Source organism: Clostridium sp., from assembly GCF_050717545.1.
GTDB lineage: Bacteria > Bacillota > Clostridia > Clostridiales > Clostridiaceae > Clostridium_AD.
Map to the genome: position 1 here is coordinate 105541 of NZ_JBOITN010000036.1, position 15541 is coordinate 121081.

General features: G+C 31.2%; 14 protein-coding genes and 1 pseudogene. 5 read left to right on the plus strand and 10 right to left on the minus strand.

Going from position 1 to position 15541, the window contains the following annotated elements:
* Nucleotides 1–105: 105 nt before the first annotated feature.
* Nucleotides 106–2382, minus strand: a complete 2277-nt coding sequence (gene hypF, locus ACREVX_RS12665; RefSeq protein WP_431544540.1) for a carbamoyltransferase HypF — start codon at nt 2380–2382, stop codon at nt 106–108.
* Nucleotides 2383–2537: 155 nt separating this feature from the next.
* Here hypF and rbr point away from each other — a divergent pair, with 155 nt between their 5' ends.
* Both rbr and ACREVX_RS12675 read left to right on the plus strand, forming a co-directional pair.
* On the plus strand, nt 2538–3077 hold the full coding sequence (gene rbr, locus ACREVX_RS12670; protein WP_431544541.1) for a rubrerythrin: 540 nt from the start codon (nt 2538–2540) through the stop codon (nt 3075–3077).
* Nucleotides 3078–3088: 11 nt separating this feature from the next.
* Nucleotides 3089–3313 carry a hypothetical protein gene (locus tag ACREVX_RS12675; RefSeq protein WP_431544542.1) on the plus strand — a complete coding sequence of 75 codons (225 nt, stop codon included), beginning with the start codon at nt 3089–3091 and terminating at the stop codon, nt 3311–3313.
* A gap of 111 nt (nt 3314–3424) precedes the next feature.
* Here ACREVX_RS12675 and ACREVX_RS12680 read toward each other — a convergent pair whose 3' ends face one another.
* From ACREVX_RS12680 to ACREVX_RS12700, 5 genes are all read right to left on the minus strand, one after another.
* Nucleotides 3425–3754 carry a hypothetical protein gene (locus ACREVX_RS12680; protein WP_431544543.1) on the minus strand — a complete coding sequence of 110 codons (330 nt, stop codon included), beginning with the start codon at nt 3752–3754 and terminating at the stop codon, nt 3425–3427.
* A gap of 117 nt (nt 3755–3871) precedes the next feature.
* A complete protein-coding gene (gene cax, locus ACREVX_RS12685) occupies nt 3872–4918 on the minus strand; it encodes a calcium/proton exchanger (RefSeq protein ID WP_431544544.1) in 1047 nt (348 codons plus the stop codon).
* 149 nt (nt 4919–5067) lie between these two features.
* Nucleotides 5068–5943 (minus strand): L-serine ammonia-lyase, iron-sulfur-dependent, subunit alpha, encoded by an 876-nt coding sequence (sdaAA, locus tag ACREVX_RS12690; protein ID WP_431544546.1) that lies wholly within the window; start codon nt 5941–5943, stop codon nt 5068–5070.
* Nucleotides 5944–6017: 74 nt separating this feature from the next.
* Nucleotides 6018–6695, minus strand: coding sequence for an L-serine ammonia-lyase, iron-sulfur-dependent subunit beta (gene sdaAB, locus ACREVX_RS12695; RefSeq protein WP_431544548.1), 678 nt, complete (start codon nt 6693–6695; stop codon nt 6018–6020).
* 176 nt (nt 6696–6871) lie between these two features.
* Complete coding sequence (locus tag ACREVX_RS12700) at nt 6872–8530, minus strand: nucleoside kinase (protein ID WP_431544549.1); 1659 nt, start codon at nt 8528–8530, stop codon at nt 6872–6874.
* Between the two features lie 127 nt (nt 8531–8657).
* On the opposite strand from ACREVX_RS12700, the gene ACREVX_RS12705 reads away from it, so the two are divergent.
* From ACREVX_RS12705 to ACREVX_RS12715, 3 genes are all read left to right on the plus strand, one after another.
* Nucleotides 8658–9347 carry a DUF421 domain-containing protein gene (locus ACREVX_RS12705; protein WP_431544550.1) on the plus strand — a complete coding sequence of 230 codons (690 nt, stop codon included), beginning with the start codon at nt 8658–8660 and terminating at the stop codon, nt 9345–9347.
* Nucleotides 9344–9724, plus strand: a complete 381-nt coding sequence (locus ACREVX_RS12710) for a DUF4363 family protein (RefSeq protein ID WP_431544551.1) — start codon at nt 9344–9346, stop codon at nt 9722–9724. Before ACREVX_RS12705 ends, ACREVX_RS12710 begins: the two co-directional genes overlap by 4 nt.
* 138 nt (nt 9725–9862) lie before the next feature.
* Nucleotides 9863–10810 (plus strand): ketose-bisphosphate aldolase, encoded by a 948-nt coding sequence (locus ACREVX_RS12715; RefSeq protein WP_431544552.1) that lies wholly within the window; start codon nt 9863–9865, stop codon nt 10808–10810.
* 290 nt (nt 10811–11100) lie between these two features.
* Here ACREVX_RS12715 and ACREVX_RS12720 read toward each other — a convergent pair whose 3' ends face one another.
* The 4 genes and pseudogenes from ACREVX_RS12720 to ACREVX_RS12735 all read right to left on the minus strand — a co-directional run.
* Nucleotides 11101–11421 carry a cupin domain-containing protein gene (locus ACREVX_RS12720; RefSeq protein WP_431544554.1) on the minus strand — a complete coding sequence of 107 codons (321 nt, stop codon included), beginning with the start codon at nt 11419–11421 and terminating at the stop codon, nt 11101–11103.
* A gap of 216 nt (nt 11422–11637) precedes the next feature.
* Nucleotides 11638–14472 (minus strand): hydrophobe/amphiphile efflux-3 (HAE3) family transporter, encoded by a 2835-nt coding sequence (locus ACREVX_RS12725; protein ID WP_431544556.1) that lies wholly within the window; start codon nt 14470–14472, stop codon nt 11638–11640.
* A gap of 34 nt (nt 14473–14506) precedes the next feature.
* A complete protein-coding gene (locus tag ACREVX_RS12730) occupies nt 14507–15064 on the minus strand; it encodes a TetR/AcrR family transcriptional regulator (protein WP_431544558.1) in 558 nt (185 codons plus the stop codon).
* Nucleotides 15065–15260: 196 nt separating this feature from the next.
* Nucleotides 15261–15541 (minus strand): annotated as a pseudogene (locus tag ACREVX_RS12735) (hydroxylamine reductase); the annotation flags it as partial.

A 15541-nucleotide genomic window follows, 5' to 3' on the forward strand; every position in this document is an offset into this window, starting at 1 on the left:
TATATTACCCAGATACTTACTTCATACATTAATAAAACAGCAACTTCTAAGTAGCTGATTATTTATTATAAATAATGTTTTGATTTACAGAATCTATTCAAGATTTTATAAATCATTTTCAATTATTTCATTTGCTACTATTATCTGCCCAATTGCTACGCCTCCATCATTAGAAGGTAGGTCCTTATGCGTGTAAACTTCAAAATTATGACCTTTGAGATTAAAACATATTTTTTTAAGTAAAAAAGAATTTTGGAAAACCCCTCCACTAAGTGCTACTTTATTTATACCTGAGTCCTCTCTAATTCGCATGCATGTACTTTCAGTTAAATTAACAATAGTATTTTGAAATTTGGACGCGATAATTTTAGAAGATACACCATTCATTTTATCATTTAGGGCTTCAATTATCATTTCATAGATCTCTATAATATACATATCCCGCTTTATTACTTTATAGTTATATGATTCTTCAATATCCTTTTCTGATATAGCTTCAAGCTCAATGGAAGCCTGCCCTTCGTAAGTAACTAAATCCGTAATTCCAATTATATTTGACATAGCATCAAAAAGCCTACCCATGCTTGAAGTCTCCATGCAATTAATGTTTGAATTTAAGATATTAATTAAAGTGATAGCCTTATTACCATATAACTCAAAAATCATATCTGAAACTTCTTTTTCGATTTTTTGCTTACTTAAAGCCTTATAAAGATAAGAAACTGCCATTCTCCAAGGCTGCCTAATTGCCTTTTCTCCTCCAGGCATTTTTATATAATCAAGATGAGCGACCCTTGTAAATTCATGGCGGTCGCAAATCAAAAATTCTCCACCCCATATTTTACCGTCAGTACCATATCCCGTTCCATCAAAACAGACTCCAATAACCTTTTGCTCTAAATTATTTTCAAACATGTTGCAAGCTATATGAGCATGATGATGTTGCACCGCAATCCTTGGCGAATCATAACTCATCGCATACTTAGTTGACATATACCCTGGATGCATATCATGCGCTATATATTGTGGTGAAAAAGAAAATATTTTTTTAAAATAATCCACATTTTTTTTATAGTGTTCATAAGTTTCTAAATTTTCGAGATCACCATTAAATTGACTTAAAAACAAAAACCCTTCCTTACTTATACAAAAGGTATTCTTCATATTTGGACCACAAGCTAAGATATTTCTTTTATTATTCCACTTAAAAGGTTCGGGTACATATCCCCTAGCCCTTCTTATAATTGTCTGTTTACCCTCTACAACCTTTAATACAGAATCATCAATTGCTACATGTATTTCACGATTATGCATAAGAAAATAATCTACAATACCCGAAAGACCTGACCTTGCAGAATCGTCTTTATACTCTATAGGTAGACCATTAACATTTGCGCTAGTCATGATAAGAACATCAAGTTTTTGTGTAAACAATAAAATATGAATAGGTGTATAAGGGAGCATTACTCCTATTGTCTTTTGATTAGGTGCGATATTTTGGGGTAAATTATATTCTTCTTTTAGATTTAAAATTACAATTGGTTTTTTTATTCCCGTTAGTATTTTTTCTTCTATATGGTTTACCTTACAATACTTATTAACAGTTGCTATATCTTTTATCATAACTGCTAGTGGCTTAAATGGTCTTTTTTTTCTATCCCTTAACTTACTCACAGATGTTTCATTAAGTCCATCACATGCTATGTGAAACCCTCCTAGACCTTTTATAGCAAATAGTTTCCCTTCGCAAAGCTTGTTTTGTGCAAAACTTATAGGGTCTTTAACATCTAATATATTACCTCTTGCATCCTCTATCCAAAGTTCAGGCCCACACTGAGAGCAAGCATTGGGTTGCGCATGAAATCTTCTATTTGTAGGATCTAAATATTCACTATTACATTCATTACACATTTTAAATTCACTCATTGTAGTTTTGTCCCTATCATAAGGTAATTCTTTAATTATAGAAAACCTAGGGCCACAATTTGTACAATTAGTAAAAGAGTAACCCGACCTCCTATTATTAAAATTCAGTATATCTTCTGTGCATTCACTACACGTAGCTATATCCGGCGATATAAAAGTGATTTTATCTACACTCAATTCACTTTCCCTAATTTCAAAATTACAATAATTTAAAACTTTATCATTTTTCACAGTTATTTTTTCTACTCTAGCAAGAGGTGGTGGATTAATTTTAACAAATTTTATAAATTTATCTATATCTTCCTTGCATCCTTCAACATCTATATAAACTCCCTGTGAATTATTATTTACCCATCCTTTTAGCCGAAAATTCTTCGCTAGATTATATATAAATGGACGAAATCCTACACCTTGAACTATTCCTTCCACCACAATAAAACATCTCTTTTTTACCATAATTCTTTCTCCTTTTACCCTCATATTGTATATATACATCTTGTCCCTGATATATATAACTTATGGATTAATAAACGTAATTCTTTTTTTGGAACTATTAAAAGTATAATGAATAAAATGATAAGGAAGATAAATTACTTAATGGAGGAATAATAATGCAATTACAGGGTAGTAATACTGAAAAAAACCTGCTTAGCACTTTTGCTGGCGAATCAAGAGCAAGAAATAAATATACATTTTATGCCGAGAAAGCAGAAAAAGAAGGATATGAGTATGTGGCTTCTATTTTTGAAGCTACTGCAAACAATGAAAAGGCTCATGCAAGAGAAGTTTTTAATAGGTTTCTTAAAATGAATAAAACTACTGCAGATAATTTAAAAGACTCAGCACAGGGCGAGGCTTTTGAAAGTACAAAATTATATAAACAATTTGAAAAAGAAGCAAGACTGGAAGGTTTTATAGAAATTGCAGATTTCTATAAAGAAATACAAGAAGTAGAAGAAGGTCATGAAATGAGATTCATGAAAATATATGAAAATCTCAAGGCAGGTATGATGTTTAAACGGGATGTTGATGTAAAATGGCAATGTATGAATTGTGGATATATTCATATAGGAAAAGAAGCTCCTGATTTTTGCCCACTTTGCATGTATCCAAAGGCTTACTTTAAAATCTACTGCGAAGATTACAAATAGGAGGCATTAATATGGTAATTTCTTATCCAACCCACTATATAGTATCAGCAATGCCTATAATATCTTTAGATGAAGATGATTACATCACCAAAGGTGATGACTACCTTCTTCGTAGTGATGAATATAGCATTCAAGACAACTTGGACGAAAATGAAGTTTATAATACATCCAGACATGTTAATATTTTCGAAGAAATTGATCAAGAGTACGTAAATAAAACATTAAATATCATTTAATTTTTTTGTGCAAAAAGAACTTATAGAATGAACATTTATTCTATAAGTTCTTTTTTACATACTTTTCGTTAATGCATCTCCTGAGGAGATGTGAAGCTCCACAGGAGATAATTAATCTTTTAACCTTAAATCCTCATCAATTTCTGTTTCTATAAATTCTATTTGAATCTTGTCTTTCATAATTTCGGTTTTCATTCTGCAATAAGACATATAATTATAACTTGCATCATCTAGTACCTTTATCGTCTCGTCTATAATTCCTCCCAGACTGTCAGCTCTTTTAAGAGCATCTTTAACATCACTTTTTTTAGATAGTGCAATTCTATTTAATTCATCTGCTCCACCTATCATTAGTCTATAAGAACTAACTAGTTTAGTTAAAATATCAGCTAAATTATTTATATCATTATAATAACTTTGTATTGCTCTTCTATGTGCCAAATAATCACCTTTTAGTTTAATTATATTGTTATATAAAACAGATTATGCTTAGGCGCATAAAAATAAATAACAAGTCAATATACTAAGATGCTGACTTGTTATTTATTTTAGATGCATCTACACAATATAATAATATGCCAAAGTAATTATTATATAAGTAGTAATTAAAATGCTCCCCTCTAGCCAATAGGTTTTTCCATCCTGGAATACCAAAAATGACATCCCCACAGCAATGCTGCACATTATTATATGAAAAACTGGAAACAGAAGTGTCAAATCCAAACCCATAAAACAAGAGAATATTACTAGTACTGGGGTAACAAAAAGTGAAATTTGTATACTCGACCCTATAGCAGTTTCTAAACTCATATCTACCTTGTTTTGCATTGCACACATTATAGTAGAAACATTTTCACCTATATTACCTAAAAGTGGAATTAATATTATTCCTATGAACTCTTGTGATATATTATAGTCTTTTGTAAAATCTCTGATATTATAAATTAGCTTATCGCTTATAAAATAAAGTAATACAGATATACAAATTAAAGTTATGCTGCTCTCAATAACTTTTTTATCCATAGTAACCTTTTTTTCTTCTTTATGTTCACTTACAACAAACAAATTGTTATGAGTATATAATGAAAATATTAGCCCTAAGATGTAAATACCTATTAGCAAAAAAGCAACCTTCACACTTATGGATATAAGCACTGGCTCTTTAACCACAGCATAGCTATTTAAAGTTGCTATAATTACCATAGATGACAATGCTAAAAGCAACATATTAAAATTTGTTCGTGCTATTATCCTATTAAAACTTTGCTCTCTAAACTTAAATCCACCGAACACTACTGCAATTCCAAGACCTAAAAGCATATTATTTACTATTGATCCTATTAAAGACGCTTGAACCATAGGTATCATTCCATATTTTATTGACCATATTCCCATCATAAGCTCAGGAACATTTCCTACAGTAGCTGCTAGTAGCCCTCCCTTTTTCTGCCCTATATAATCTGATATACTAGTTGTTTGATCTCCAAGCACTATAGCTAATGGAACAATGGCTATAGAATATATTATTGTGTTTACTAAACTTGAAGAAGTGTTTATAAACATCAATGCAATTACTAAAGTAATAACAAAATACGTTTTTTTCATTTATCGCACCAGATCATCCTCACTCCTCCTATACATAATTTATCTTCTTTATATTCTATTCATTAGCAATATAACGGTTACTCACAAAAGAGGGACATCCCTTCGGATATCCCTCTCAATACTTATAATTGTAGTTGTAATATTTATTTCTATTCGGACAAAATTTCCTTTGCAAGTCTAAGTCCTGTAGGTGTAGTTGCACAACCGCCCATAGCTGTCTCCCTTAACTCACAAGGTAATTGTTTGCCCACCTTATACATGGCAATTACTGTATCGTCAAAAGGTATTCTACTTGTTACACCACTCATAGTAAGATCTGCCGTAGTTAAAGCACTTACGGCTCCTGCTATATTTCGTTTAGCACAAGGCACCTCAACCAGCCCTGCAACAGGGTCACATACTAGTCCTAATATGTTTTTTATTACGATAGCTGCTGAATCTAATGCCATTGCAGGGGTACCACCCATCATTTCAACTACAGCAGCCGCAGCCATAGCAGCAGCTGAACCACATTCAGCCTGACATCCACCTTCTGCACCGGACAAGGTAGCATTTTTAGCTATAATAATTCCTACACCAGATGCGGTGAACAATGCATTAATTAACTCATCTTCAGTTTTACCTAACTTCTCTCCAGCCGTAATAATTACCGCTGGAATAATGCCACAAGACCCAGCTGTAGGCGCAGCAACTATCTTACCCATAGCTGCGTTTACTTCTGAGCAAGAAACCGCTCTAGCCATTGCTTTTATCATAAAGCCACCTGTAAGAGAGTTTCCAGCTTCCTCATATCTTTTAAGTTTAATAGAATCCCCTCCTATTAAACCACTTATTGATCTAGTCTCATTTGTAAGGCCATATTCTGCAGCTTTCCTCATTGTATTAAGATTTTTTCTCATCTTTTCAATAATTTCACTACGCGTGTTACTACTTTCCTCTTCTTCACACATTATCGTATATTCCCAAATAGGTATATCCCTTTTCGTGCATTCATCTATAAGGTTTATTCCGTTGTCTACAAACACAATTTTCGCCTCCTTATTAATTATTTAGCTTATACCACTTATCAGTTTTAGCTCATGTTTTTTTGCAATATATACTAAGACTGCAATACTGGCGATATTTGTCTTATATTATAAATATGTTCCATAGCCTTAATTCTATCCATTACATTATCAGTCACTATACTATCTGTCTCAAATATCATAGATGCTTTCAGCCCCCTGCTATTTCTAAACACCTTCATTGATGCTATGTTAACATTTTCTTCATATAACAATGCACTTACTTTTGAAATCATACCTGGGATATCTTTATGACTAATTATAATTGTTGGATAGTTACCCGTGAATTCAACTGGTTTACCATCAACTTCATATATTAGTATATTTCCTCCTCCAACCGAGGACCCAGCGATTTCAACTATAACTCCATTCTTTTTAGTAATAATAAATTTTACTGTATTAGGGTGAACATCCCCTAAATCAGCCATAGTAAACTCTACCTTAAGACCTTGCTCTTTTGCAATTCCTAGGGAGTCTTTAAGTCTATCATCCCAAGGATCCATTCCCAAAATCCCAGCAACTAATGCCCTATCTGATCCATGCCCCTTGTATGTTTTAGCAAAAGACCCATGTAAAACAAATTCTACTGATTCAATATTTTTACCCGCAATTATAGACGCAATTTTGGCAAGCCTTGCAGCACCAGCTGTATGGGAACTTGATGGACCTACCATAATTGGGCCTAATATGTCAAAAGCACTATAGTTTTTCATTTTTTCTCCTTATCCATCTCTGCCAACTACTAAATATTACTATACTTATAACGCAGAGATATATCCTATTCTTTTGTATTTAGATATTAGTAATTATTTTTCTACCTAATTGTACCTCAATTTGATTATACAATTTTTCATGCATCATTTGCAAGTAACGAAGGGAAAATTTCATGTTAATATTTATAAAAGCAACTTCCCCCAGTAAATTCTCTAATTATTGAATTATCCGGAACTAAATCTTTGTCTACATCTTTAAAAAAATTCAAGAAACTTCTTAACCTAGTTGCTTGATAATATACTGGACTTTCTTCCTTAACTTTCTTAAGCTCTTCTAGTGCAAACTTCTTAAGCACACAAAGTTCATAAACAGAACTAGAATTGAACATTACATCCGCCTGCTCTTGGAATATAAAAATATTTTTTTCCTCTCCACGTTTTATTGAAGGCCACATTTTTAATGTATCTTCCACATCATATCCTCTAGATAAATAATCTCTTACAATTCTTCTTGTCATTCTTACGTCTGTTGTAGAAATCCTGTTATGATCATCTAAATTAAGCTGCGTTAGAGGGCTTATATATATTTTAAATTTACTTTCCGAAGGTATTGAGGCAGTTAATATTTCATTAAGTCCATGTATTCCCTCTACAATTATAACTCCATTTTCAGGCATTTTAATTTTATTTCCAAACCATTCTCTTTTTCCTGTTTTAAAATTAAAACTTGGTATTTCTATTTCCTGACCCAACATCAATAATTCTAAATCCTTGTTGAAAAGTTTCAAATCCAAAGCATATATAGATTCAAAATCATATTCACCTTGTTCATCCCTTGGAGTGAATTCTCTATTAACAAAATAATCATCAAGCGAAATAAATGTAGGCATTAATCCATTTACTCTTAGTTGAATTCCAAGTCTTCTTGAAAATGTAGTTTTGCCTGAAGAAGAAGGACCTGCAATAAGCACTAATTTTACCTTTTCTTTCTGATGAATCATATCCGCAATGTATGCAATTTTCTTTTCGTGAAGTGCTTCAGCCACCCTAATTAGATCAACAACATCACCGTTTACTACCTCATCATTTAATGCACCAACACTTCCAACCCCTAGTATTTCGCCCCACTGTGCTGCCTCATTAAATACTTTAGCTAGTGTTTCGTGTTTATAAAATTTAGGAATCCGTTCAGGTTCTTCACTAGTTGGATATCTTAAGATAAAACCTGGTTCATAATACATTATATCAAATGTCGCAAGTACCCCCGTAGAGTAAGCCATAGGGCCATAAAAATAGTCATATCTACCATTTAATTCATAAAGTTTTATCTCCTCGGCAGTAACATATTTTAAAAGCTTAACTTTATCTTGCATATCATATCCCATAAAAATTTCTACAGCATCCGCTTTTGAAAAAGATATTTTCCTTATAGGAATATCTGCTTTTATTATTTCACTCATTCTATTTTTTATTTCATATATATCATCAATATCTAGTGTTGTATCTTTATTAATTATTCCAAATAAGCCTTTGCTTAAAGAATGTTCAATAGAAATCTTAGCTTTAGGGAACAATTCAGATATCGCTTTTATTAATACAAATTGAAGTGTTCTAACATACGTCATCATTCCGATTCTACTTGTAATATCTATTGGTTCAAAATCGCCTCCCTGCGAGATAGTGGTGCCAAGTTCATAAAATTTATTATTTAATTTACATAAAACTATTGGTAACCCATTTAATAAATTATTTTCTTTAATAATATCATTTAACATAGTTCCTTCTAGAGCTAAAATATGTCTACCATTTTTAAGTGCTATATTGAAGCTGCTCATATAATCATCCCCTATTTTTTAGTGATTAATATTATTATACGTTAATTTTCAAAAAATGTATCATGTACCCCTTATAATTTCTGAATTTAAACAAACCATATACATTATATAGTAAAGAGGTGATATTATGCTCATTTTAGTAATCAGAACTTTTTTCTTATACTTTGCGGTAATTTTTATTATGAGGATGATGGGAAAAAAACAAATAGGTGAGCTTGAACCTTTCGAGCTTGTAATTGCATTAATGATTTCAGATCTTGCAACTTTACCCATGGAAGATATAAGAATACCCATTTTCCACTCAGTGATACCTATAATTACGTTGCTATTTCTTCAAGTAACTACGTCATACCTTGAACTTAAAAGCGAAAGAGCAAGAAAAATATTAACAGGCAATCCCAGTATATTAATAAAAGATGGTAAAATTGATATTCAAGAGCTCAAATACCAAAGATTTAATATTAACGATTTACTGGAAGAACTTAGATTAAAAGGATATTTTAACTTATCAGATATTCAATATGCAATACTCGAGACTAGTGGCGAGTTGTCAGTATTGCCCAAAACTGGTCAAGGCAGTGCCACTAAAGATGATTTAAATATAGCTATAACTCAAGAGTCTTTGCCTGTACCTCTAATTATGGATGGCAATATAAATTATAAAAACTTAGAACTTTTAGAAAAAGATGAACTTTGGTTAGATAATCTTTTAAAAAAACATAGAATTTCAAGTAGTCGCAATGTTTTCATAGGAACGCTTGACTCTAAGAATAAGTTTTATTACCAGCTTAAGGAAGAAAGAGGTAAGAATAAATGAAAAATGTTTGGGTAGCCATTATCTTATTTATTTTAATGATTATAGGAATATTTTGTTCTGTAAGTATTATAAACCATAAATGTAATCATCTTCAGGATTTGAATTCTACTCTCGAAAGTTATATAATTAAAGAGGACTATCAAGATGCATACGATTTATCTTTAGATTATATAGCTGAGTGGAAAAAAGATTCTAAATTTTTAACTATATTTATACATCATGAAGACATAGACCATGTAGATAGTGAGATATTAAAATTAACTCAATATATTAAAATGAAAGATAAATCAGAAGGACTAGCAACAGTACATGTTTTAAAATATGTTGTAGCTCATATAATATCTCATGAAAAAGTATCTATAAGTAATATTTTTTAAAATTTTATACTTATAGGTATCATTTATAGAAAAAAGGTAGAATATATTCCATTTATAGCTTATAATTATCTTATATCGTAAAAAGTCCCGCAGGGACAATATATGTCCCTATTATAAAATTTGAAAGGTGGAATTAACATGGCATTAGTTACTACTACTAAAATGTTCCAAAAAGCTCTCGAAGGAAAATACGCAATCGGAGCTTTCAATATCAATAATATGGAGATAATTCAAGGTGTTATTGACGCTTGTGCAATTCACAAATCAGCAGTTATACTTCAAGTATCAGGTGGAGCTATGAAATATGCAAGACCTACTTACCTTAGAAAGATGGTAGAAGCAGCTGTTGAAGACACTGGCCTTGAAATTGCTCTTCATTTAGATCACGGTTCAGATTTAGCACAATGCAAACTTGCAATAGCTTCTGGATTTACTTCAGTAATGTATGATGGTTCTCATCTTGATTATGAAGAAAACGTAAGAACAACTAAAGAAGTAGTTGATTATGCTCATTCTAAGGGCGTTGTAGTTGAAGCAGAACTTGGTAAACTTGCTGGAGTTGAAGATGCTATTAATGTTTCAGCAGCAGATGCAACATATACAGATCCAGAACAAGCAGTAGATTATGTTACAAGAACTGGTATAGATTCTTTAGCAATAGCTATCGGAACAAGCCATGGTGCATATAAATTTAAAGGCGAACCTAAACTAGACTTTGAAAGATTAACTTTGATTACAAAAAGATTAGAAGAAGCTGGAATGCATAATTTCCCAATAGTTCTTCACGGAGCATCAGCTGTAGATCAAGATTTCGTTTCTATGATCAATGAATTCGGCGGAGAAATGAAGGGTGCAAAAGGAATACCACTAGAAATGTTAAGACAAGCTGCTTCAATGGCTGTTTGTAAAGTAAATATGGATACAGATTTAAGACTTGCTATGACAGGTTCAATAAGAAAAGTACTTAGTCAAAAACTTGGCGAAATCGATCCTAGAAAATATCTTGGAGAAGCAAGAACAAACATAACTAAATTAGTTGAAGGTAAAATCACTAACGTTTTAGGTTCTGCTAATTCATCTAAATAATTTAGATCAATATAATTTAGAATTAATTAATTAAAACAAAAATGCCCACAGTTTTTATACTGTGGGCATTTTTGTTTATGCTTTTTATTATATAGGAAACATCTTACGAAAGGCAATGTAGAAAACTTTTATATAGTTGATGTGCATGTTCCAATAAAGTCTTTAAGCAGAATAGCCCCCAAAGCACTGGTATTCATCCATCACCTTAGTTATTATGCACATTGTATTTTAAACTACAAAATATTTTCCTTTTCCACAATTATGAAGACAAAAACTGTGAATATGACTTACTATTTTATATTTGGTGTTTTAATATTTAAAACACTAAATGTTTCACCTTGGTCTGCCCATAGTGCCATGTTAGTATTAGGCGCACAAACAATAATATCAGTTGCATTAACTACAGCTTTTTCTTCCCCAATTTGTATTGTTCCTTTACCAGAAACAACATAAAAAAATACATCAACAGGAACCTTATGATGGGGAACTTCATCTCCAGGCTGTAAATTCAAATTCATAACTCTTGTGTTATCATGGCTTATAAGTTGTTTAGCTACAACGCCTCTCATGTTTTTCTTGCCTTCAATTTCATTCATTCTAATAATATTCATTATACTTTCTCCTTCACATTTTATTATTGGTGTTAATAATTATTATTCTATAGTAATTGCACTAACTGGGCAAACCCAATCTTCATCAACATCATGAAATTTTGTTTTTCCATCTATTTACTTGTTAATAAAATTCTATCCCATTAGACCTATTTTTAATGTGATCTAAATCAAATAAATCGATACAAATATAGTATTAAATTGTATAAATAATATTTATTTGTTAGATACATCCCTGATGTCCTTTTTATTTAAGATAAATCTATCAAGTAATATTAAAACTGGGGGTAATATTATAAAGGTGCTAATCAAAGCTAATGATATATTTATTACTGTCATTAAGCCAAAGTCCTTTAGTATTAGAAATTGAGAAGCCATTAGCACTGAAAATCCGCCTATGGTAGTAAGCCCTGATGCTACTATAGCTTTCCCTATCTTGGTAACAGCAATTACTATAGATTCTGTTTTGTGTTTTCCCGATTTTCTCTCTTCTAAATACCTTTCCATTAGCATTACTGTCATTTCCGTTCCCATACCAAGAACTAAAGCCCCTAGAGTTGCTGTAATAGGGGTATACTTTAAACCTAATGAATACATTACTCCACTAGACATTCCCACTATTAAAATCACAGGAAATATCGGAATAAATGCCTTAACTGGATTTTTGTATACAAGAAGTAGCGCAAATAATACAAGTCCTATCCCTATAATTGTCATCTTAACCCTACCTGACGTAAGTCCCTTGACCATTTCAACATCTAACACAGATTTCCCTGTAACTTGAACTTCCATGGGGGAATCGCTTAAATCAGCTTTTATATTTGTTACAAAATCTTGTAACTGCTCTGTACTCATATGTTTAATATTAAGTAGCATTACAGATTCTGTTTTTTTATCATTTAAAAACATTTTCTTCTGTTGTTCCGGTAATGTTTTAGCTAGTTCAATATAGTCTACATAGCTTAGATTTTTATCTGTTGAAACGTTATTAACCAAGGTATCTATGGATCTCACATCTACTACAATATCCCCATACTTTCCTTCTATATCTTTTGTTTTAGATTTTACCCAGTCTATATTTTTTTCACTCAAAATATTACTGTCTTTTATATATATAGCCATCTGATCTGTTGAACCTACTTCATTTCTAATAGCATGTATATCCTCCAAAGCTTTCATATCTTGAGGCATAAAGGTTTCAATATCCGTTTCTACACCTATATTTTTATCAACTATATATCCCATAGAGGACAAAGCTATTGCAATTATTAATACAACAACAGAATATTTTATAACTGCTTTTGTGGTGCTTTTTAAAATCCTATCTAATAGGGTTTCTTTATTATATACTTTCACTTTATTTTCTATTTGTATATCCGATTTATCCCTTAAATGTAGTATGGGCAGAAGCAGAATTATACTTCCTATAAAGCTTATTATTACTCCTATTGTTAGCATCTTTCCAAAATCTTGAATCATAGGAACTGGTGAAGCATATAGTGATATAAATCCTAAAACTGTAGCTAAAACTGCAATTGCTAGAGCTTTACCTATTTGACTTAGAGTCTTGCTTGTTGATTTTTCTTCCTCATATCTATTTTGAAATTGTATTGAGTAGTCTATCCCTAGTCCTATTAATATTGGAAATACTGCCATTGACACCATAGTAATGGGTATACTTAAAATTCCCATAAATCCTAGAGTTGCAATTACAGATACCAATATAATACCTAAGCTTAGCATCCTCCATCTTACTTTAAAAACAATAGCAAGAACTATAAACATTATAAACACTGCAAGTCCAACCATTATTGCCATATTAGATTTCATTTCACTCCTTAATGATGAATCTAACACTGGTTTTCCTGATACTATATACGAAACATTTTTAAAATCTTCCTTTTCTAATGCTGTACTTACATCTTTAGATATCTGATCTTTATATTCATCTCCTAAATTTCCTTGTAGTTTTACAACCATTAAAGTATGTTCATTATCTAATATTACATCTGAAAACATTGGGCGAATCTTATTAGTTTCATCATCATATAATACACTGTCAAGTCCTATCTGGTCTCCTGGTATATCTGCCACCATCATATTGCTTTTGTCATAAAAAATCCCTAGTCCTTTAGATGCATCTCCAAGTTTCTTTCCCATAGTAATAAATCCTGATGCCATTTCTTTTAACTCATCTGGAGAAATACCACCTGTTAGTCCCTCTTTCATAGATGAGGTTTCCGCTGTTAATTGACTGCTTATGCTTGTCAATGCTTTGGAGGTGTTTTTAGTTCCTTCTTGAATATTGGTTGTCTTTTCTCCCATGCTCCTAATCCCTTGGGAGCTTTTATTTATATTTTCTGATATACCATTTAATTTCATTTTTAGTTGTTGATTTTCACCGGCTAAATTACTTAGTTCCTTTAATTGACTTGATGCCACATTTAGTCCATCTGCCGCAGTAAGTAATCCTCCTTGGAGCTGTTTTGCACCCTTTGTTAGATTGTTTTGCCCTACAACAAGTTTATCAAAAGCCTCTGTTGATTTAGACAGATTATTTAATTTTTTTTCTAATTCCTTTGGGTCCTTTACTTTCTTTGAATTAAGTTCATTCCCAATAGCTGTTATTTTTAAGCTCATATCATTTAATCCATCACTTAATGCAAGTATTTGTTTTTTTATTTCTATACTTTGTCTTTCTGTCATTTGATGAACAATGCTGGCCGGACTCATAAATGAAAAAACATTTTCATCATATTTAAATTTCTGCTCTACATTCCACATTTTTTGTATATTTTCATGAGACAATAAATTTTTCTTTGAAGCATCCGTAAATAGAACAAGAATTGAATCTCCCCCAAAGGTTGTTTCCATAGCTTTGTTTGATATATATACATCGTTATCCATCTTAACCAAGGTTTCATTCCCTGTTGCCATTTTAACATTTGAGACTCCTGATATTAATACCCCAAATAATACTACACAAGCCAATAGTATTTTAACCGGCTTTTTTTCTATTGAACTACCCATCCATTTAAATAATCTATCCATGTATACTAATACCCCCCTGTTTATTAATTGTTTTTTATAATATAAGTGATATTATTTTCTTAACATATTTTTTAATGTTTTCTTCATTTGTTTCTGGCATATATAAAAATGATAATATTCCACCCATTAACATTCTTAAAGTAAACTCTTCATCCTCTTTAGGTATCCCTATTTTAGTTAAAATGTTTTTTAGAACTTTTAGAATTTTTTCTATAAAATTTTCATTTCCGAGTTCAGTTAAAAGATGCGATTCCATAAGTATCAACTTAATTATTTCACGATTTTCCGATATTAAGCTAATCCTATCATAAAGAATATATTCTAACTTCCCTAAGGGGCTTAATTCCTTTGAATCATTTATTGTTTGTTTTAATGTACTAAATAAAATAGGTTCAATCCCTTTTAAAAATATCTCTTGTTTAGAAGAAAAATTTCTGAATAATGTTACTTCTGATATTTCTGCTACTTTTGCTATTTCTAAAGTAGTACTGGCATTAAACCCTTTTTCAACAAATACCGTCATAGCTGCTTCTAATATTTGTTTCATTCTATCCTCTTTATTCATTCTTTTTTTTATTTTTTTAGTTTCCATATTGCCTCCTTATGTATGTAAGTACTTACTAACATAGTGTATGATAAATAAGGTATAATGTCAACGTTTTTATAAAAATAAATCACCATAATAGCTTAACATCTAAGCAATTATGGTGATTTATTTTTTTAGACAACCTAATTTAAATACAGTATACTAGAAGTAAATAATAATATCTCCTCTTAATTTATTTATATTATCCTAATATTTGTTTTAAATCCTCTTCTGGTGTGCTTATTGGTTTAATATCAAAATTGTCAACTAAGAATTGTAATACATTTGGACTTAAGAAAGCTGGCAAAGTTGGTCCTAAGTAAATTCCTTTTACACCAAGTGAAAGTAATGCCAATAAATCTGCAACAGCCTTTTGTTCGTACCAAGTTAAAACTATTGCAAGTGGTAGATCATTAATACCACATTTAAATGCATCAGCAAGCGCTAAAGCTATTTTAACAGCCGAATATGCATCGTTACATT